The following is a 19,612-nucleotide window of genomic DNA, read 5'->3' as shown; positions in this document are numbered from 1 at the left end:
CCTTCCAAAGAAGAGGCCGTGAGATTTTAGCAAACAACAACAGAGCGAGTCACTACTTTAGTGATCACTCAGGTGTAAACGAGAAAGACAACCGGCTATTTTGTGCCGCTGACGCATTCCACTCACCGGCACTGGTGGCGCTCGTTGTAGGAGGGTAACTGTATTTAGGGCTATCAAACCCCAAGTTAGCCAGCTCTACATTAATGCCGCCTTCTGTAAGCACCGGCGTACTGTGCAAATAATTTAAAAAGCCCACCGAAACCTGCTCATTCAACGAAAGATCAAGATCTTGATCGGCAAGGAAAGTACATTCTTCAATGTTCGATTGCTCATCCGGTAATATCCACTCGCCGCTTGGCGCTTGCACGGCACAATAATTCCCCATATGCACATCAATAAAGATCGTACCTGTAAAATTAGCCGCCTTTAACAAGGCCAATAAATCACCTAACATATAAATGCGCTGATCATCTAATGGCTTGGTACCAAAGGCCACTTGAGGATTCATATTCACCGCCCAACCTAACGCATCGAGCATAACGCGCGCATCCGGACCACCACTAGGTTTAGGACGCTCATTCGCTAGCTGCTCTAGTACTTTTGTTACGAGCGCATTTTGCTTATCACTTTGTGCCGTTAGAATTTCATATTGCTCGTTAGCGATTTCTTGGGCCTGATGACTCGCAAATAGCTGATAACCCACAAAGACTAAAGCTAAAAACACCAACACAGAAAATAGCATCGAGCCGCCACTCATTCCTGTACTGACAGGTTCTTGCGCTTCCACCGAGGCAACGGCTACAGGCTTATCTGGCTTTACAGCGCCCACTTTAGGTGCAGACTTATCTTGAATTTCTTTACTAAGGCGTCGCATCAAAAATTTAGTATTATCTTCGATTTCTTGGCGAACTTTAGCAATGTGTATTTCAAAGAGCTTACCCACTTGGGCCTGTACTTTATTCAAATCATTGGAGGCGATATATTCCGCTGGCTTGCCTCGCTTAGAGTCAAAATCAGCGCTATGTGACGGCCTTGAGGTAGGCAATACCCCACCCAGACCAGACTTAGGCTTCGCATCCGGTTCATTGTTAAGCGCATTATTGTTCGCGGCCGCAATGCCTAAGCTTGTGAGCACCTTTTCAATACTCGAAGACTGAATAACCTCTTTAGAAATAATATCTAAAGCACCCAGCGCCCGAGCCTGCCCCACGTACACATCACCTTGCTCTGAGGTATACATCACCACAGGAATCAAAGCCGTTGCAGGGTTGGATTTGATGATTTTAAGTGCCGAAAGGCCGCTCATCCCTTCCATGTGATGATCAAGAAAGATAACCGCTGGTTGCCGGTAAGATAAGTACCCAAGTGCCTCCTCGGCAGAGTTGGATGTATCAATTTCCACATCAAACTTCTCAAGCATTTTGCGCAAGCGCATTTGCGCTGTTCTTGAGTCATCAACGATTAACGCGCGTTTTGTCATTTATCTGCCCTTAGCAAAAACGTTACACCTACAGTACTGCGCGTTGTTGCGCACTTTACTTCATAGATTGGAGCTTATACCCCATTGCCCTGTTTGTTAACGGGTTTAGAAGTAGAAAAAGGCATAAGCGAGAACCGTATCAAAGCAATCTCGAATATGGCAGTAAAAATCACACCTAAAGCCTCTAAATCTTACGCTATAACTTACGCGTCAACGCAACCTCTCATCAATCGCAAGACATAACCTTGGGCTATAGAATAGTGAATAGCCCACCAATTAGCCAGATTCAGGCACGCATATAAGGTACTAATCCCTCTAAAAATGAGAATTACGCCATAGTTGAAAAAAAATTTGACATCTCAATAATCCACTATATGCTTCAGGGCAGCTAGAAAAAAGTCTTTTGGTTACACTCTTCTTATCGTTGTTTTACTTGTAATACCTCGACCAGTAGTCTCAGTACCATCTTAATTTCCAGCTACGACCGCTCACCCTTGTGCACTTCGACTGGGCAAGCCTTCCAAGGCAAAAAACCAACAGCACAAGACATGAGCAAAACTTAAATTTTCATATCGAGATATTATTATGTCTACAGTTAAAGGTACCGTTAAGTGGTTCAACGAATCTAAAGGTTTTGGCTTTATTGAGCAAGAGTCTGGTCCAGACGTTTTTGCTCACTTTAGCGCTATTTCAGGTTCTGGTTTTAAAACCTTAGCCGAAGGCCAAAAAGTTGAGTTCACCGTAACTCAAGGACAAAAAGGCCCTCAAGCTGAAAACATTGTTGCTATCTAATTGCTGCTGCAATCAGAGTTAGTAAAAAAAAACCGGCAATAGCCGGTTTTTTTTCGCTTGCACTTTTTCTGCCTATACGCTGGAGCATCCATAGATATTCCCACTAAGACATAACTGAAATACCGCATAAGGCAAGAGTATAGGACACATAACTTAAGGCAGGCCATGATTTATGATTGCCAGACTAGCATCCAGTACTGCACACGGTAAAACACGGCCTACAGGCCATGGCTACTCGATTTTTTATAGAGCAAATCCCACACACCATGACCCAAGCGTTCGCCCCGCTTTTCAAACTTTGTTTTAGGGCGGTAATCTGGTGCCGGTGAATAATGTTCCGCTCCCATAGGGTTGATATATTCTGGGCATTGCGCCAAAGCCTCAACCATGTATTCGGCATAAGGTTGCCAATCGGTTGCCATATGCAATACGCCATCAACCCTAAGTTTACGGGCAATAGTAGTCATAAAAGGCTTTTGCACAATACGGCGTTTATTGTGCTTTTTCTTGTGCCAAGGATCAGGAAAAAACAACTGTAATCGCTCAATACTATTATCATCAAAGCAATCAGTTAACACATCCGTTGCATCAGCCATAAAAACCCATAAGTTTTTTAACCCCAACCTACCAGCTTCATTAATTAAGCGTCCAACACCTGGCGGATGCACTTCAATGCCCACGAAATTGGTATTAGGATCAGCCTGTGCCATTTCCAGTAAAGAGTCGCCCATACCAAAACCCACCTCAACAACCACAGGTTTTTGCTCCGCAAAAATCATTTGCGTAGCCGCCAAGCCATCATGTAAAGAGCGTCCATACGTTGGCCACCACTGATCAAAAGCCGACTGCTGGCCTTCGGTCATGCGGCCTCCGCGGATTACAAAGCTACGTATCGACTTGTCTTTGAATTCAGGCCGCACAACCACCGTTGCCGCCGTGTCAGCAGTAACGCCGGCAGGGCTATCGCTAGGGGCATCAGGAGTCTTTTGTATTGTCATAAATATTTACCGATAAATAAAAAGTAACTGTTCGCCATGCTCTTTAAGCCAGTGCTTAGCACTGCGAATACTCGGTGGCCTACAACCTTTGGCCACTTCGGCCCAAAAGGCTGACGAATGATTTAAATGTTTTAAATGACACAGCTCGTGTACAACCACATAGTTGCGCACGGCTTCGGGCGCCATCATGAGTAAGGTGTTTAAGGCTACCACGCCACGGTGATTGCAGCTGCCCCAACAGCTTTTATAAGGGCGCAGCTTGATGTGCTGCGGGTAGAGCTGTAATTGCGCTTGCCAGTGCGTTACCCGGTCCACTAAATCTTCCTTCGCTGCTGTCTCACACGCATTGAGCAAAAGCACTTTTTGATCCGTCAATGGGCGTCCAAAAAACGCCGTATCAATGCACGATAAGCCGGCCTTTCCAGCCTCGCCTAAAACAACTTTACGACCCAACCAAAATACTTCACTGTGAGCGGTTAACGGTGCTCGAGTGCTCGCCGATGGATGATGACCTAAAGGGTTTTGGACATGCCTAAGTATCCATTGTGCTTTACCATTCACCCACGCCATGACATCTGCATCAGAGGCGACTGTCGGTGCAAAAACCACCACCTCGCCGGCACGCACCTTAAGCCCTAATGTTTTACGTCGCGCCGAGCGCTTTAATACGATATTTAACGCATGAAGATCTGTCTTTAGCCCCGCAGGCCATATAGTATACTGCAAGCGGCTCATCTACCTGTGCGCTCTAACAAGACACACAACTCAACATGAGGGGTTTGCGGAAACATATCGACAGGCAATACGCTAACCAAGGTATAGCCTTTTGCCATAAACCCTTGTACGTCGCGCATACAAGTGGCTAAGTCACAAGAAATGTAAGCTACGCGTTCGAAGCCTGTATGCTCGAATAAAGGCTTTGAGCACATTAACCCTTCACGAGGCGGATCCAGCACCAGTATTGTGGCATCATCATGCTTTTTGCACAAAGTCGATAATGCCGCTTCATCAAATAAATCAGCCACCTCAGCCTGGACCCCTGGCAGCCCCAACGAATGTAAATTATCGACCGCCACAGGGACAACTTCAGCAGCAATAATTTGCTCAAAACCCAGCGCTGCCAGCGTACGGGTAAAATTACCTGAGCCGGCAAATAGCTCGAGCACTTTGTTGGATTGACAGCCAGCAACAGGGCTTAACGCATCGTGCAGCCATTGTTGTAACACTGCATTTTGCCTGCTATTGCCTTGCCTAAAAGGTCGTCGTACATTTGCCTCAATCGCCTCAGCCGGCATAGCATCATCAACCGCTAATAAAGTGTAGCTTTTCTTACCTTTGCGTTTTTGCCCTATCCACTGCGGGTTTGGTAAGCGCGCCCTTAAGGCGGCTAAATACTCAGCCACCTGCGCATTGAGTAGGCCGCATGTTTTAATATCAATTAGGGCATCACTTTGCGCCGCATTAAAACCTAAAATGCGTCCATCACTTTTAAATTCTGCACGATTGCGATAGCCCATCGCTTCGGCACTTGCGGCTATCGGTGCTAACGCCGCTTGACTCACCTGACCTGTCAAGCGCTCTATGGCTGAGCGCACCCATCGCTGCTTTTGCGCCAATTGCGCATCATAATCTACAAATTGCCACGCGCAGCCTCCACAACTGGGGGTATGAGGCTGGGTCAAGCTCATAAAGTGGCGACAAGCAGGTGTAATACGCTGCTCGCAAGGCTCATCAACACTTAATAAATGTGCAACGGCAAAGCGCTTCTTAAAGGCGGTGATCTTAACGGTGATCCGCTCACCTATCCAGGCACCACGCACAAATACCGCCACACCACAACTATGCTCCAGTACCGCCTGACCATTACTGGCCACATCACGTACAATACCGGTAAAAACAACACCTTCTAAAGGATGCTTCACGGCAGTCTGTTGAGTCGACCCTTTGCCAGAACCTTTATTGGGCTTAAAAATATTGAGTTTCATATATTAGAGTCATAATCCGCTAGATAGGAGTGTGATGAAGACGGCAACACCTGCGTACAGGCCCGTGTTGCGGCGTAATGCTGATTGAATACCGTAAAAATATGCTGCAAATGCGTACATGCTGTGGTTGCCTTAAGCGCACTGAATACTAAGCTCGCCGCCTCAGCCGTTGCTAACCGAGAGTTCTCCGACGCCTTACGCATCGCATATTCACCCACAACCACCTCATCGAGTGCAAAAAAGGGAATATGCCCGAGCCACTCACTATGATTAAACATCCGTGCCGCTTGGCGCCACGTACCATCTAAAAATATCAGCGTAGGCTTTCGGCTGCCCTCATCGGTTTTGCTAGCTGCCAACAATTGGGCTTGCGAGGCAAAACTCACCGCTTGACGATCATTGCGTGCAGGGTACACCACGGCGCATTGACGCTGGGAATCAGCAAGTATTTCCAGCAATTGAGCTGGGGGGTCTAGGCGCGACCACTCAAAAGCCATACACTGCCTCGGAAACGATTCGGCAATCAGCCGACCAGTATTGGTGGGTTTGAGTATTTCGTCACGGTGCATCAGTAAGACAACATCGAAGGGTAACTCACACGCAAAAGGCTTTAACCACTCACAAATGCAATACTGCTGCCCCAATAAACACTCCTGACAGCGCTTGACTGTAATGCCTCGCGCTAAAAAAGGTTTCTGTGCCGTCTGCATACGCGCTTGGCGCAATTGTTTATAGGCATTCATACTTAACTATTTTCATCGTATATTATTGTTGAATCAGGTTGCTGAACATTCATTAACATAGAGTCAGGCTGCATACCGCCAAACTCAAAAACTGACTCGATACATTGACTTTATCTATAGGGCTTCATTGCTATGCCATCGCCACTTATACGCCACCTCAGTTTTATTGATAAAAGTATTCACCAATTAGATACTGTCATACGGACGCTTCACGCCAAGCAAGATCGCAGTACGCGAGCCAGCCCTGCCGATACCGTATCAGAAACCGAGCTTACCCCCGCACAAAAAAAACACAGCGCCGGTCTTATTCGCGTAAACCACTCGGGTGAAGTCTGCGCTCAGGCTCTTTACCAAGGGCAGGCACTCACAGCAAAACGCCCAAAAGTCAAAAAACAAATGGCAAAGGCCGCCAGCGAAGAAGAAGATCATTTAGCTTGGTGCCAACAACGCCTCAACGAGCTAAACGCCCAACCAAGCCGACTAAACCTCTTATGGTACGGCGCATCACTGGGCATTGGTATCAGTGCGGGGTTGATTAGCGATAAACTCAGCTTAGGCTTTGTCGCTGCCACCGAAGACCAAGTATGCCAGCACTTAAGGCATCATATGCAAAGCCTTCCTACGGATGATGTCAAGTCACATGCTATTGTAAAGCAAATGCATATTGATGAAGCCGAACATGGCGCTACAGCGCTAAGCGCAGGCGGCTATCGCTTTCCACGCCCCGTTAAGCGAGCCATGAGCCAAATCGCTAGTATCATGACGTGGCTCTCCTATCGTATATAGCGCTAAAGTGAGTCGTAACGCTAACTTTGCCAGATCAATAAACGTTTAATCGACTTCTACAACTTCAAAATCGTGTGTCAAAGTAACGCCTGCAGCCTCTAGCATAATTGAGGCCGAGCAATATTTAGTTGCTGACAATGAAACCGCACGCTCAACTTGAATAGGCTTAAGCGCTGCTCCGCTGACCACAAAGTGTAAATGAATCTTAGTAAAAGGCGAAGGCGTGCCTTGAGCGCGCTCGGCTTGTAATTCAACACGGCAAGCACTGACTTTTTGACGTGATTTTTTAAGAATAGACACAATGTCAAAAGAGGCGCAGCCGCCTAAGCCCATTAATATCATCTCCATGGGGCGTGCTGCCATATCGCGGCCACCATGATCGGGCGGGCCGTCCATGACAACCGTATGGCCGCTGCCCGACTCCGCAATAAACATGACCCCATCAACCCACTTCACTGTTGCCTGCATAAAAAACTCCAAGTGTACGATTTTTGCTCGCGCAATCACAAAATACATACAAGATTACCACAGCACCTCAAAAAAATGCGTAAAAACTGTGCCCCTCATAACAAAACGAGTACCGCATGCATAGCCAGCAGCAGCATTAGTCGTAATAATATGTATGCACAACGCACAAGCACTGCAAAGTGCGTCTATAATTTTGATTATGTAAGTGCTCGGTTTACGCAAGAGTGTTTTACTAAATTATGACTAGAGCACCGACTATCGGCTAATTCGGCCACATAGAGAAGGTCCGGCCATAAGATTAAGGTAAAGAAGGTTAGCGTTAACAACAAAGCGCATACGAGCTTTAGATGCAAAACACGACACATCACCGTTTCACAATAAATCACTGCATATTATTGTGATATCTGGTAAAACATAAACAGACACCGATTACTTACCGAGGAACGTCGTTTTGGTTGCTATCCCACATACGCCACACATCAAAAACCTTGAAGGATTCTTAGCCCACTGTCATCGCCGTCGCTATCCCGCCAAAAGCACGTTGATTTACGCCGGAGACAACAGTGATTCGCTCTACTACATCATAAAAGGTTCTGTCACAGTATTAATCGAAGATGATGAAGGCCGTGAAATGATTGTCGCCTATCTTAATGATGGCGATTTTTTTGGTGAAATGGGCCTGTTTGATGACAAAGACCCTCGCAGCGCTTGGGTCCGCGCTAAAACTGAGTGTGAGATCGCCGAGATAAGCTACACCAAGTTTTTAGAGCTCAGCCAACCACACCCAGAATATCTATTTTATTTAAGTGCGCAAATGGCACACAGGCTTCGTGCAACAACACGTAAAGTAGGTGATCTAGCCTTTTTAGATGTGACTGGCCGCGTAGCACGTACACTGCTCGATCTCTGTAAAGAGCCCGACGCCATGACCCATCCTGATGGCATGCAAATAAAAATTACACGCCAAGAGATTGGCCGAATTGTCGGCTGTTCTCGTGAGATGGTAGGGCGAGTACTTAAAACACTGGAACAACAAGGACTAGTCTCTGTAAAAGGTAAAACAATGGTGGTATATGGTACGCGTTAACTACCACGCGAACTACCACGCGATCACCCCTTAATTACCGCGCTTATCTAAGCGGCCCAGCATTGATGAATGCGCATTGAGCCTTGGGTCGCCTAGGTAAGCAAACAACAAGATCTTAAATAACCGCCCACTAGTCACTTGCTCAGCGCGCGAGAAACAAATATGCGCATTACGATAAGCCCTGCTCTTAGCAGATAATATGGCTCGGGGTTATAAACATCGCTTATTTACCCCCAAAAATTTCAGCAAGCTTATCACCAGGCACCGGAGAGCGCATAAACGATTCACCGACCAAAAAGCCATATACCGCTTTATCACGCATAGTGCGCACGTCTTGTGCGGTAAAAATACCACTTTCAGTAATCACGGCCCGCTCTGGCGGCACCATACTCAGCAGTTCAAACGTTGTCGCTAAGGTCACATCAAACGTGTGCAAATTACGGTTATTGATACCCACCAGCGGGTTATCCAGCTCTAAGGCCAAAATCATTTCAGCTGCATTGTGCACTTCAACCAGTACATCTAAGCCTAAATCGATAGCTTGCTGATGCAAATCATTGAGCTGCACTTTGTCCAGCGCCGCCACAATCAATAATACACAATCAGCACCCAGTGCACGTGACTCTGTCATTTGATAGCTATCTATGATGAAATCTTTGCGTATAACCGGTAGCGCTGTAGCGTTACGTGCCGCTTGCATATAACGGTTGTCACCTTGAAAATAATCTTTGTCCGTTAACACGGACAAGCAGGCGGCACCAGCTTGCTCGTAGCTTTTGGCAATGGCCGCAGGGTCAAAATCTTCACGAATAACCCCTTTACTAGGTGATGCCTTTTTAATTTCGGCAATCACAGCATTTTGCTGGCAAGCAATACGCGACAGTAGCGCTTGATGAAAGCCTCGTGTCACAGGCTGCTTCTCAGCAAGCTTCAGCAATTGCGCCTCAGATAAGAGCTGCTTTGCCTCGCTCACCTCTTCATGCTTACGAGCAATAATTTTTTTGAGTACTGTAGGGGTATCAGTCATAAATATTCTTAGTCATTAGGTGTCTATTTTATCTTATCGATCACGGCTAGCTTATGCCGCGTTAAAACATGCCGTCATCTCTACGAGTTCTTTTAATTTTTCACCAGCCAAGCCTGTGGCTAAGGTATCTAAGGCTAACGCTACACCCTCAGTATATGAATCGGCAATACCCGCAACATACAATGCCGCGCCAGCATTGACCGCCACAATTTCACGTGCCTTTTGAAAGCGCTCACCCGCTGTATTTTTAAGAGCACCCAAGACCAATGCCAAAGACTCCTCAGCGCTATCGACATTGAGGCCTTCCAGCGATTGAACCGCAATACCGCACGTCCCTGGGTAAATTTCATACTCGCTAACAACGCCTTCTTTGAGCTCCGCTACATGAGTATTTACCGCTAACGATATTTCATCTAAACCGTCATCGGCACTCACGACCATCACATGCTCGCTTCCTAGGGCTTTTAGAACTTCGGCTAACGGCCGGCATAGTGTTTTATCAAATACACCCAACACTTGACACTTTGCGCCCGCCGGATTTGTTAAAGGCCCCAATACATTAAAAATGGTTCGCATCCCAAGCTCTTTACGCGGCCCAATGGCATGCTTCATCGCGCTGTGATGCGCAGGCGCAAACATAAAGCCAACACCGATCGACTCCACACAACGAGCCACCTGCTCAGCATTAACCTTCAAATTAACTCCTGCTGCCTCTAAAACATCGGCACTGCCTGTTGAGCTCGTAATCGAGCGGTTACCATGTTTTGCAACGTGCCCGCCCGCTGCCGCCACGACAAAAGCCGCCGCTGTAGAAACATTAAATAGGCCCGCACCATCGCCGCCAGTGCCGCAGGTATCCACTAAAACAGGTACCTTAATATCGACTGGCGCCGCCAGTTTACGCATCACTTCAGCAGCCCCTGTGATTTCTTCAACGGTTTCCCCTTTCATTGTCAGGGCCACCAAAAAGCCACCAATTTGCGCCTGCGTTGCTTCACCGGTCATAATTTGAGTCATCACAGCCGCCATACCTTCGCGCCCTAAAGATTCACCGGCCATAAGAACCGTTATTGCTTGTTGTATATCCATGACTTTCATCATCTACTACCTGTTTAAATGGAAGCTACGCACTCCAATATCGGATAACATAGCTTTGATCGTTTCTATTATGTAAGCGCTCAGTATCGTTGTCACGTATGCAGCTGATCAGCAAGCCAATGGCATGTGCTACACCGTCGCATTATGAGATTTTATGGTACGGTATTTGAGCATGACCACTGGCCTTTAAATCGTAGCGCGTTAAAAAATTATCCAGCAGGGTGTGACCATGCTCGCTCAAAATGGATTCTGGATGAAACTGCACACCATGCACTGGCAATTCCTTATGTGCAATAGCCATTATCACCCGCTGCGCTAGCGGGATGGACTCGTTCATACCCGATTGGCCCTCATCGAGCCATGCCTCCACGCTTAAACAATCTGGCAGCGAGCTGGACTCTAAAACCAAAGAGTGGTAGCGCCCCACCGTTGCTGGACTAGGTATTCCCATAAACATTCCCTGCCCCAAATGGTGAATACGCGATGCTTTACCGTGTACAACATGTGCAGCCCTGATCACCTTAGCCCCAAAGACTTGACCAATTGCCTGATGCCCTAAACACACACCCAATATAGGTGTTTTTTGCTGAGAAAAATACGCGATGACCGACAAAGAAATTCCTGCATCATCAGGTGTACAAGGCCCTGGTGATATAATAATACCCCTGGGTTTACAACCCGCCAGCTGCTCCAAGGTATACTGATCGTTGCGGATAACACGCGGACGCGCACCTAATTCTTGTAAATAGCGCACAACGTTATACGTAAAAGAATCGTAATTATCGATCACGACCAACTGATCGTTTTGCATGTCTTTATCGCCAAAATACGCACATTGTACTTTAGCCTGTGCGAGTCTCAAGTTTAAGCGGCTAATTCTCGTAGGTACGGCGTGCTTGGGTGCTTTTCGATTTGCTTATAAGCACTTTTAAGTGCTGGATGTAAATAGCTTTTCAGATGTTTAGCCACTTTACGCCTAGGTATACGCTGCAAGTCACAAAATAGCGCTAGAGCATATAAACACTCACTCTCCGATAGGCTCGCTTGGCGATTAGCTCTTGGGTTATAGCACTTTGCACAGCTGCCTCTAAATGCATATGCCGAATTCGTGACCATAACACCAAAACCCATAAAAACCGCCAAGACCTCTGCCGCTTGCAAAAATAATTCTTGCCCACCCGGCGGCGCTAACTGGCTTTGCCAGAGCATATGTTGCGCTGCGGCATGCGCCATACTCGCTACCAAATCTTGCGGCTTAGCAATTTGATCAGGCGCGTAGGTAACAATTAATTCCGCAGGCTGCCCGACTACGGGTAATAAAATCGGTGTTTCACCCTCACCTCTTACCGCTGGGTTTAACCCTAATAAAGGCGGTGGCGCCGGATAAAATTGCTCAGGCGGTACCACCCTCCAAGGCCAGCTTTCGATACCCCCAAAATGCACAACGCGACCAAAAATATATTCAGCCATTGCGTGCTGACTATCGACTTGCTTAGGAAAAAAATCATTCGTAGGCAAGACTAATGGCGTGTTTTGACGAAAGCGCTCTAAATCAAAATTTTGCATTGCCCAGCTAACGCATTCTACTAGCCAATCAGCCGTTTCTGATGAAACCGCTGCGCGTGAAAACCAATGCCACATGCCCATTACTACCTTAAATCATTATTATTTGTCACTACTTAAAGAGGTCAAAATTCGGCGCTAGTGAGTCATTAACCCAACAGGTCAATTCATCTACAACGGTGTATTCCGACACAACAGAGGTAAACTGAATCATAGAGCAGTGCATTCACTGCTCTATAAAAATGTCGACCACATCACACCAAAAGCGACTAAAAGGTATAACTCACACCCACAGACACCAGCGAGACATCTTCAAACTTGCCCACATTGAAGTACTCATACTCCAAGCGAGCGTCAATATCGAGCAAGCCAAACATGACGCCAACACCATAAGCTAAGTCATAGCCATCATCGTTGAACTTATTGTCTTCGTCGACTAGCTGCCCTAAGGAAGCCTCATTTTGCCAAATAAACCCACCGACTTTACCAAACACACTCGCAGGCCCTAGAGGCAAGTGCAGCATACCAAAGCCACTAAAACCACTCGCCTCAGCAAAGGTCCCTTGCGCGCCTTCAATTTTACCTAAATCAACATAAGCCGCCTCGACAGCAATAATGGTAAAGCGATAGCCGCCAAAAACCTTCATGCCAATATCAGAATCTTTAAGATCTATTTTTTTGGCATCAAAGTTGGCATCAAAACTTGGCTTGCCCAACTCTATCCGAGATTCACCGACACTCACGCCCATATAACCGCCGGCAAAAGCGGCCGAAGACAGCAAACAAGATGCAAGCGCCGTGGTCACCCATGCAGCCCCTCTACAATTAACAGTCATACATTTCCCCTATCATTTTGTGATTAGTAATAACGACAGCATATCGTGCGAGCTTAACGATTACACTGCGTGTCGCCTACATCGTAACACTGCCCGACAAAGCAGCTTAAGGTCAACAATGATTGCCCCAAAACAATTTGCGCTTCAATGGCGGGCCATCATTAGCAAGGCTACCTAAAGTGGACTACAGTTTTATAACTACCTTACGCTGGAGTACCCCATGCCTGACATTCATGAACGTCGATTACTACAAAGAACTAATCTCGCGCTCTATCTAAAAGTACTCGATAGTCGCAACAATACAAGCCTTGGTAACATTATTGATATTAACGTGTGTGGCTTTTTACTACTAACCAAGCTTACAATGCAAGAAGAAGCGCAATATCGTGTGAAAATTGAGCTTCCTGAGAACTTTGGCAGCGATCATTTTATAGAGTGCTCAGCGGTTGTACGACGCGCAGCCAAAAGTATTAACCCCTCCTTTAATGAGGTGGGACTAGAAATCAGCACCATTACGCCAGAAGCTCGCGAGCTTGTGGAGCAGTTAGAGCAGCAACTACTGCTTAAATTTAGCCCTAACTAAACGATTGGCGAGTCATATTGCGACAATGAAGGCCAAGCCAACTCCTATCACGGCAGTATTTTGCGTATGATACGCACCATCATTCCACGAACACTGCCGAGTTATCTTAGTGCCAACATCAACCAACACCGCTCCTTTACCCCCCTTGAGCCTCTATGTTCATATCCCTTGGTGCGTTCGCAAGTGCCCTTACTGTGACTTTAATTCTCACACCAGCGAGCAATCATTACCTGAGACACAATACGTTCAAGCACTCATCGCTGATTTAACATTAGAGGTTCAAACTCATACCGTCACCCATAGGCCCCTACACTCTATTTTTTTTGGAGGCGGTACACCGAGCCTATTTAGTGCACAAGCAATAGGCGATATTATTGACGCAGCGAAAAACATTTTAGGGTTTGCCAATCATATTGAAATCACGCTAGAGGCCAACCCTGGCACCGCCGAATACACCCACTTTGGCGCCCTTAAACACGCCGGCATCAACCGTTTATCGCTCGGCGTGCAAAGCTTTAATGATGAGCACTTACACACACTAGGGCGCATACACTCGAGTGCCGAAGCATTCAATGCCTTTAAGCTGGCGAGACAAGCAGGCATCGACAACATTAACCTTGATCTCATGCATGGCCTACCCAACCAAACACCCTTACAAGCAACCTCCGATATCCGTCAAGCGATTGCTCTAGAGCCCGAGCATATTTCTTGGTATCAGCTAACAGTCGAGCCCAACACCGTATTTTACAATGCCCCTCCTGCACTACCTAACGATGATGCTTTAGCCGATATACAAGATGCCGGCGAAGCCCTTTTAGCGCACCATAATTTTTTGCAATATGAAGTCTCAGCATACTGTCAGCCTGGTAAGCAAGCCAAACACAACCTTAACTATTGGCATTTTGGTGATTATCTCGGTATTGGCGCGGGCGCACACAGTAAACTCACTCATGCGACAGGCCAAATAACACGTCATCGTAAAACACGACTTCCTGCGGATTACCTCGCTAACAAACATCATGCAATAGGTATCAGCCCTATAACACCAGATCGCTTACCCTTAGAGTTCATGATGAACGCACTAAGGCAACCTCAAGGTTTTGAGACGCCGTTATTTCAAGCGATGACAGGCCTACCACTCACCACTATTCAACCTATTTTACATGCGTTGAGCCAACAAGGGCTGATTCTGCATACCCCCCAATTTATACGCACCACAGCACTGGGGTTTCGGTTTTTAAATACCGTACTTAGCGCATTCGATCAATCCTGCTTACCTGCTAAAACTTCAAACAACTCGCCTGAAAATAGCGCGTATAACCACATCGCAAGCGATAAAACACACCTCTAAATCAATCATTAACTACACTCAATAAAGCCTGCCCATCAGATAGTTTCGGTGCCCTACACCACTCAAAAAGGCCTACACAGTGTCATTACTTTTGCTATACACTCACCAACCTTTGGCACGCAAGCTCGCTATATTAGTCATACTAGCGGGCTTCACAGTGGCTACAATTACCTTAGCCTTCCGCACCATGGCCGACTACACTCACCTTAAGCAGCAGCTACAGCAGCAAGTCGATACATTAATTAACAAAGACATTAAACACTTAAGTCACGCAATCAAGCACGCTAATGTCGCAGCTGCGCAGCAGATCATCAATCAATTAACACTCAAAGCTCCTATTACACATATCCAAATCACACCGCTCTCCGCGAAAAACGCAACGCCACTGAACGCTCAGCACACCTTACTTCCCGAGCCTTTAACCAGCCAAAATCCCCCAATCCATGCGCCACTGCGCAGGCTCAGTCGCACATATTTCATCGATGTCACGCACGCGCAGCATACGCAGCGCTTCAAGGTATTTGTGTACTATTCAGCAAATGCTTTATTTAAAACGCTTTGGCGCAATTTCAAACACAACCTATTACTTGAGCTATTTAGCGTTATTGCAATTGCCGCTACGCTGTATTGGCTTGTGGGCCAACAATTGGTACAACCCTTAGAGTTAATCGCCCGTCACGCCCGCAATATGAACCTCGATAAAATCCAAAATCCTTTATTTAGAACTCAGCAAATGCGCTCTCGCGATGAACTGAGCGAAGTTTGTCAAGCCCTCGAATACATGCGCCGCTCCATCATCAAAGAGCTGGAACAACGTCAAGCCATTGAGCTTGCATTAATGATGGAAAAAGAAGAAAAACTCCTCTCGCGTAAACAACAATACACCGCAGAAGCAGCTAACCGTGCTAAGAGTCAATTTATTGCCACTATGAGCCATGAAATACGCACCCCCATGAATGGCATTATTGGAATGGTTGAGCTCCTCAGGGAAACCGCTTTGAGTCACGAACAGCGCGAACAATTGGACATTATTGGCCGCTCTGGTGAGTCACTGCTAGAGATTATTAATGACATTCTCGACTATTCAAAAATTGAAGCTGGCAAAATGCAACTTGAAGAGCATCCCTTTGAGTTGACGCAACTGGTGAACGATTGCTTATCGCTCTTTCACGCTTCAGGCAAATACCCCAACATTCACTTTTTTAGCTGTATCAAAAATGAGGTAAAAACATCACTTATTGGTGACTCTACACGCCTACGCCAAATACTGGTTAACCTGATTGGTAATGCTTGCAAGTTTACTGAACGAGGCAGTGTTGATATCACGATTGAATGCCTACGCAAGCACAACGACCAGCTCACATTGCGCTTTAGTGTTCGGGATACCGGCATTGGTATTAAGCCTGAGGTTGCCTCTCGTCTTTTTGAAGCATTTAGCCAAGCCGACTCCACCACAACACGCCGCTATGGCGGCACGGGCTTAGGGCTCACCATTTCAAAACAGCTGGCGGCTTTAATGGGCGGTGAAATTGGTGTACAGAGTCCTCCAGGCCAAGGGGCGTGCTTTTGGTTTACTGCTCAATTACTATCCGACGCCAATCAGTCGCAACCTGCCCGCGCACCCCTCTCGCATACGGTGGTGTTACTCAGTCAATCTCAACCCCTCACTCAATTATGTCAGCAGGTTTGTCATACAAAAATTATCGACAGCTTTGATAATTTGCATAGTCTGCGCTGGGATACGCAGCAATATCTAATAATAGATGCGGCCCAATATGAAACCTTTCTCAGTCAAAAAATCACTCTCCCCAAAGAGGTTGTCATTTACATTTTAGGTCGCGTTGAGGATTCTGCTGAGGCGCATACAGCAGGCCTCAAGACCCAAAGAGCCCCCCAAGATAGCACCTTACCTCACCGCATAATAAACCTCCCCAACCCACTCAACAATGCCAGCATCGAGTCTCTATTTCATCAAAATTCTCAGCCAAAAAACGCACAAGTACACCCTTTAGCGCAAATTAAACGCCTACCACACTTGCATGCGCTTGTAGCCGAAGACAATCCAGTTAACCAAATGGTCATTGAGGGTATGCTCCGCAAATTAGGTATTGAATGCGTACTTTGCAACAACGGGCAACTGGCTGTAGAAACGCTCACCCAAAGCACAGCCGCCTTTAATATCATTTTTATGGACTGCGAAATGCCCGTCATGGATGGTTTTGAAGCCACCAGCCTAATTCGAGAGTGGGAACAAATACAGCAGGTCCACCCACACACCATTATTGCACTAACAGCACATACAGAAGCTGAGCATCGACAGCGTGTCTTTGATAGCGGTATGGACCTTTACCTGAGCAAACCCATAACTCTTCATCAACTACAAACCACTCTCGCTCAACTGACCTTGGCGCCTAATGTAACAAAAGCATCACAGCCCTCCCCTTATAATTACTCCAACACCCCTTAAACAGTCATTAACCCGCTGAAAGTGACACCGTCATTTCATGAATGGCTCGACACTATGGTGGTATTGACACTCATTAACACAGCTAATGAGTGTCAATACATCGTGTAAAGTCATGTAATATTACCTCTTATAGACTGTAACCCCCTATGAATTAATTACGCATAAATATTTTGCCGACGAAGATAATCCTATGTTAAACGATGCATTAGACACCCAAGACAAAGAAGACACCAGCGCCACTTCGAATACTCATATCGCTTTAGATCAGCACGCTTTTTTTATTAACCGCGAACTCAGCAATCTAGGTTTTAATCAACGCGTTTTAGCTCAGGCACTCGATGAGTCACACCCGCTACTTGAACGCCTGAAATACCTGTTGATTTCAGCCTCTAATATGGATGAGTTTTTTGAAATACGTGTCGCAGGTTTAATGCAACGTATTTTATTTGAGCGTGAAGTTGTAGGACCTGACGGCATGCACACTAAAGATGTACTCAGCCAAATTAGCCACACAGTACATCAAATGGTCGATGAACAGTACCGCATATTAAATGATGTATTAATACCCAAACTCGAAGACGAAGGCATTCGATTTTTACGTCGAAGTCACTGGACTGAACAGCAAGAGTGGTGGATAGAAAACTACGTCACTACTGACGTTTTACCACTCGTCAGTCCTATCGGCCTAGACCCTGCTCATCCGTTTCCGCGGCTCGTCAATAAAAGCCTAAATTTTATTGTTGATTTAGAAGGTAAAGATGCATTTGGTCGTGATTTAGGTTTAGCGATTGTGCCTGCACCACGTTCATTACCTCGCATGGTGTCACTACCAAGTGACATTAGTGAGCCCGGCCATAGCTTTGTTTTTTTATCTTCTATGATCCATGCGCACACAGAAAAGCTCTTTCCCGGTATGAAAGTCAATGGGTGCTATCAATTTAGAATCACTCGCAACGCCGATCTCGATGTCGACGTTGAAGGCGTTGCAGATTTAGCGATCACCCTAAAAGGCGAGCTGCACTCACGTCGATTTGGCACGGCTGTTAGGCTAGAAGTGGCCGATAATTGCCCTGAGCACTTGACACATATTTTATTAAAGGAGGTCGGGCTTACTGAAGAAAGTCTTTATCGAGTCAATGGGCCGGTTAATCTCAAGCGACTTATGCGCTTGCCAAGCATGATCGGTCGCGCCGACCTGCTCTTCCCCCCTTTCACTCCCAAGATACCCAAAGGACTAACCCGTAAAGACAATATATTTGATGCGATTAGTAAGCGTAGTTTTTTACTACTCCACCCGTTTCAATCTTTTTCACCCGTTGTGCAGCTACTTAGACAAGCCGCAAAAGACCCCGCTGTCGCCGCCATTAAACAAACACTTTACCGCACAGGTAATGACTCACCGGTTGTGCACGCACTACTAGAGGCAGCCCGTAACGGCAAAGAAGTTACGGTTATTGTAGAGCTACGTGCCCGTTTTGATGAAGAAGAAAATCTAGAACTTGCCAGCCGCCTACAAGAAGCCGGTGCCGTTGTTGTTTATGGGGTCGTTGACTACAAAACTCACGCTAAAATGATACTCATCGTACGCCGTGAGAATGGCGAACTGAAACGCTACTGCCACTTAGGCACCGGTAACTACCACAGCGGCAATGCTCGCCTGTATACAGATTACTCGTACCTCAGTGCTGAGCCCAACTTGTGCGAAGATGTGCATAAGGTATTTCAACAACTAACCGGCATGGGTAAAACCGAGCGCATGAGTAAAATTATTTATGCACCTTTCACCCTAAAACGTCAACTGATCAAAATGATTGAAGGCGAGGCCAAAGCCGCAGAAGAAGGTAAAGCCGGACATATTATTCTAAAATGTAATGGCCTAACGGAACCGAAGGTGATTCAAGCTCTCTATAGAGCTTCGCAGGCGGGTGTAACCATCGATTTAATCATTCGAGGAATGTGCGCGCTACGCACCGGTATAGTCGGCGTAAGTGATAACATTCGCGTTTTTTCGATCATTGGCCGCTTTTTGGAACATACACGTGTTTATTATTTTGCCAATGCCGAAACACGGGTTTACTGCGCCAGTGCCGACTTAATGGAGCGCAACCTCAATCGACGCGTCGAGACTTGCTTCCCTATCGAAGATAATAGTATGGCCGACCGTGTTTACAATGAATTGATGCTCTATGTGAATGATAGTGTGCAACGCTGGCAACTCCAACAAAATGGCACCTACTTACTAGAACAAAAAGCAGGTGCTGAATCAGCGCAAACACAGCTACTAAGCCAGTTATCAGGCCTTGGAAAATAAAAAAGTACCCCCAGATAGTGTGTCGTAAGAAAAATTT

Annotated in this window: 18 protein-coding genes; 7 read left to right on the top strand and 11 right to left on the bottom strand. The window is 46.5% G+C overall.

Going from position 1 to position 19,612, the window contains the following annotated elements:
* Positions 1 to 64: 64 nt before the first annotated feature.
* Positions 65 to 1,480, bottom strand: coding sequence for a response regulator (locus tag AC438_RS03090; protein WP_053979802.1), 1,416 nt, complete (start codon positions 1,478 to 1,480; stop codon positions 65 to 67).
* Between the two features lie 585 nt (positions 1,481 to 2,065).
* Between AC438_RS03090 and AC438_RS03085 the strand changes: the two genes are divergently transcribed.
* Complete coding sequence (locus AC438_RS03085) at positions 2,066 to 2,272, top strand: cold-shock protein (RefSeq protein WP_053979801.1); 207 nt, start codon at positions 2,066 to 2,068, stop codon at positions 2,270 to 2,272.
* A gap of 218 nt (positions 2,273 to 2,490) precedes the next feature.
* On the opposite strand, the gene trmB is transcribed toward AC438_RS03085, so the two are convergent.
* The 4 genes from trmB to AC438_RS03065 form a co-directional block, all read right to left on the bottom strand.
* Positions 2,491 to 3,192, bottom strand: coding sequence for a tRNA (guanosine(46)-N7)-methyltransferase TrmB (gene trmB, locus AC438_RS03080; RefSeq protein ID WP_053979839.1), 702 nt, complete (start codon positions 3,190 to 3,192; stop codon positions 2,491 to 2,493).
* Positions 3,193 to 3,276: 84 nt separating this feature from the next.
* Positions 3,277 to 3,996: a M48 family metallopeptidase gene (locus AC438_RS03075; RefSeq protein ID WP_162230685.1), complete on the bottom strand. Its 720-nt coding sequence runs from the start codon at positions 3,994 to 3,996 to the stop codon at positions 3,277 to 3,279.
* 5 nt (positions 3,997 to 4,001) lie between these two features.
* A complete protein-coding gene (locus AC438_RS03070) occupies positions 4,002 to 5,255 on the bottom strand; it encodes a class I SAM-dependent RNA methyltransferase (protein ID WP_053979799.1) in 1,254 nt (417 codons plus the stop codon).
* A complete protein-coding gene (locus tag AC438_RS03065; protein WP_053979798.1) occupies positions 5,252 to 5,998 on the bottom strand; it encodes a tRNA-uridine aminocarboxypropyltransferase in 747 nt (248 codons plus the stop codon). Before AC438_RS03065 ends, AC438_RS03070 begins: the two co-directional genes overlap by 4 nt.
* Positions 5,999 to 6,130: 132 nt before the next feature.
* Here AC438_RS03065 and coq7 point away from each other — a divergent pair, with 132 nt between their 5' ends.
* Positions 6,131 to 6,784, top strand: a complete 654-nt coding sequence (coq7, locus tag AC438_RS03060; protein ID WP_053979797.1) for a 2-polyprenyl-3-methyl-6-methoxy-1,4-benzoquinone monooxygenase — start codon at positions 6,131 to 6,133, stop codon at positions 6,782 to 6,784.
* Between the two features lie 45 nt (positions 6,785 to 6,829).
* Here the strand turns inward: coq7 and AC438_RS03055 are convergent, their stop codons facing one another.
* Positions 6,830 to 7,252, bottom strand: coding sequence for an OsmC family protein (locus AC438_RS03055; RefSeq protein WP_053979838.1), 423 nt, complete (start codon positions 7,250 to 7,252; stop codon positions 6,830 to 6,832).
* A gap of 451 nt (positions 7,253 to 7,703) precedes the next feature.
* Between AC438_RS03055 and crp the strand changes: the two genes are divergently transcribed.
* A complete protein-coding gene (crp, locus tag AC438_RS03050) occupies positions 7,704 to 8,339 on the top strand; it encodes a cAMP-activated global transcriptional regulator CRP (protein ID WP_053979796.1) in 636 nt (211 codons plus the stop codon).
* Between the two features lie 223 nt (positions 8,340 to 8,562).
* Here the strand turns inward: crp and trpC are convergent, their stop codons facing one another.
* The 5 genes from trpC to AC438_RS03025 all read right to left on the bottom strand — a co-directional run bounded on the left by trpC (position 8,563) and on the right by AC438_RS03025 (position 12,863).
* Entirely contained in the window at positions 8,563 to 9,366 is an 804-nt protein-coding gene (gene trpC / locus AC438_RS03045) for an indole-3-glycerol phosphate synthase TrpC (RefSeq protein WP_053979795.1), read from the bottom strand.
* 51 nt (positions 9,367 to 9,417) lie between these two features.
* Positions 9,418 to 10,455, bottom strand: coding sequence for an anthranilate phosphoribosyltransferase (gene trpD / locus AC438_RS03040; protein ID WP_053979837.1), 1,038 nt, complete (start codon positions 10,453 to 10,455; stop codon positions 9,418 to 9,420).
* A 151-nt stretch (positions 10,456 to 10,606) separates the two neighbouring features.
* Complete coding sequence (locus tag AC438_RS03035; RefSeq protein ID WP_053979836.1) at positions 10,607 to 11,275, bottom strand: anthranilate synthase component II; 669 nt, start codon at positions 11,273 to 11,275, stop codon at positions 10,607 to 10,609.
* Between the two features lie 53 nt (positions 11,276 to 11,328).
* Positions 11,329 to 12,105: a hypothetical protein gene (locus AC438_RS03030; protein WP_156316977.1), complete on the bottom strand. Its 777-nt coding sequence runs from the start codon at positions 12,103 to 12,105 to the stop codon at positions 11,329 to 11,331.
* 191 nt (positions 12,106 to 12,296) lie between these two features.
* Positions 12,297 to 12,863, bottom strand: coding sequence for a porin family protein (locus AC438_RS03025; RefSeq protein WP_053979793.1), 567 nt, complete (start codon positions 12,861 to 12,863; stop codon positions 12,297 to 12,299).
* Positions 12,864 to 13,083: 220 nt separating this feature from the next.
* Between AC438_RS03025 and AC438_RS03020 the strand changes: the two genes are divergently transcribed.
* From AC438_RS03020 to ppk1, 4 genes are all read left to right on the top strand, one after another.
* The gene (locus AC438_RS03020) at positions 13,084 to 13,446 is read left to right on the top strand and encodes a PilZ domain-containing protein (protein ID WP_053979792.1); all 363 of its coding nucleotides are present in this window, start codon (positions 13,084 to 13,086) and stop codon (positions 13,444 to 13,446) included.
* A gap of 109 nt (positions 13,447 to 13,555) precedes the next feature.
* On the top strand, positions 13,556 to 14,797 hold the full coding sequence (gene hemW / locus AC438_RS03015; RefSeq protein ID WP_202904694.1) for a radical SAM family heme chaperone HemW: 1,242 nt from the start codon (positions 13,556 to 13,558) through the stop codon (positions 14,795 to 14,797).
* A 157-nt stretch (positions 14,798 to 14,954) separates the two neighbouring features.
* Entirely contained in the window at positions 14,955 to 17,264 is a 2,310-nt protein-coding gene (locus AC438_RS03010; protein ID WP_156316976.1) for an ATP-binding protein, read from the top strand.
* Between the two features lie 190 nt (positions 17,265 to 17,454).
* Positions 17,455 to 19,575, top strand: a complete 2,121-nt coding sequence (gene ppk1, locus AC438_RS03005; protein WP_053979790.1) for a polyphosphate kinase 1 — start codon at positions 17,455 to 17,457, stop codon at positions 19,573 to 19,575.
* Positions 19,576 to 19,612 lie beyond the last annotated feature (37 nt).

The sequence above is a fragment of the Marinagarivorans algicola genome (genome assembly GCF_001292705.1).
Classification (GTDB): Bacteria; Pseudomonadota; Gammaproteobacteria; order Pseudomonadales; family Cellvibrionaceae; genus Marinagarivorans; species Marinagarivorans algicola.
This window is presented reverse-complemented; position numbering and strand designations above follow the sequence as displayed.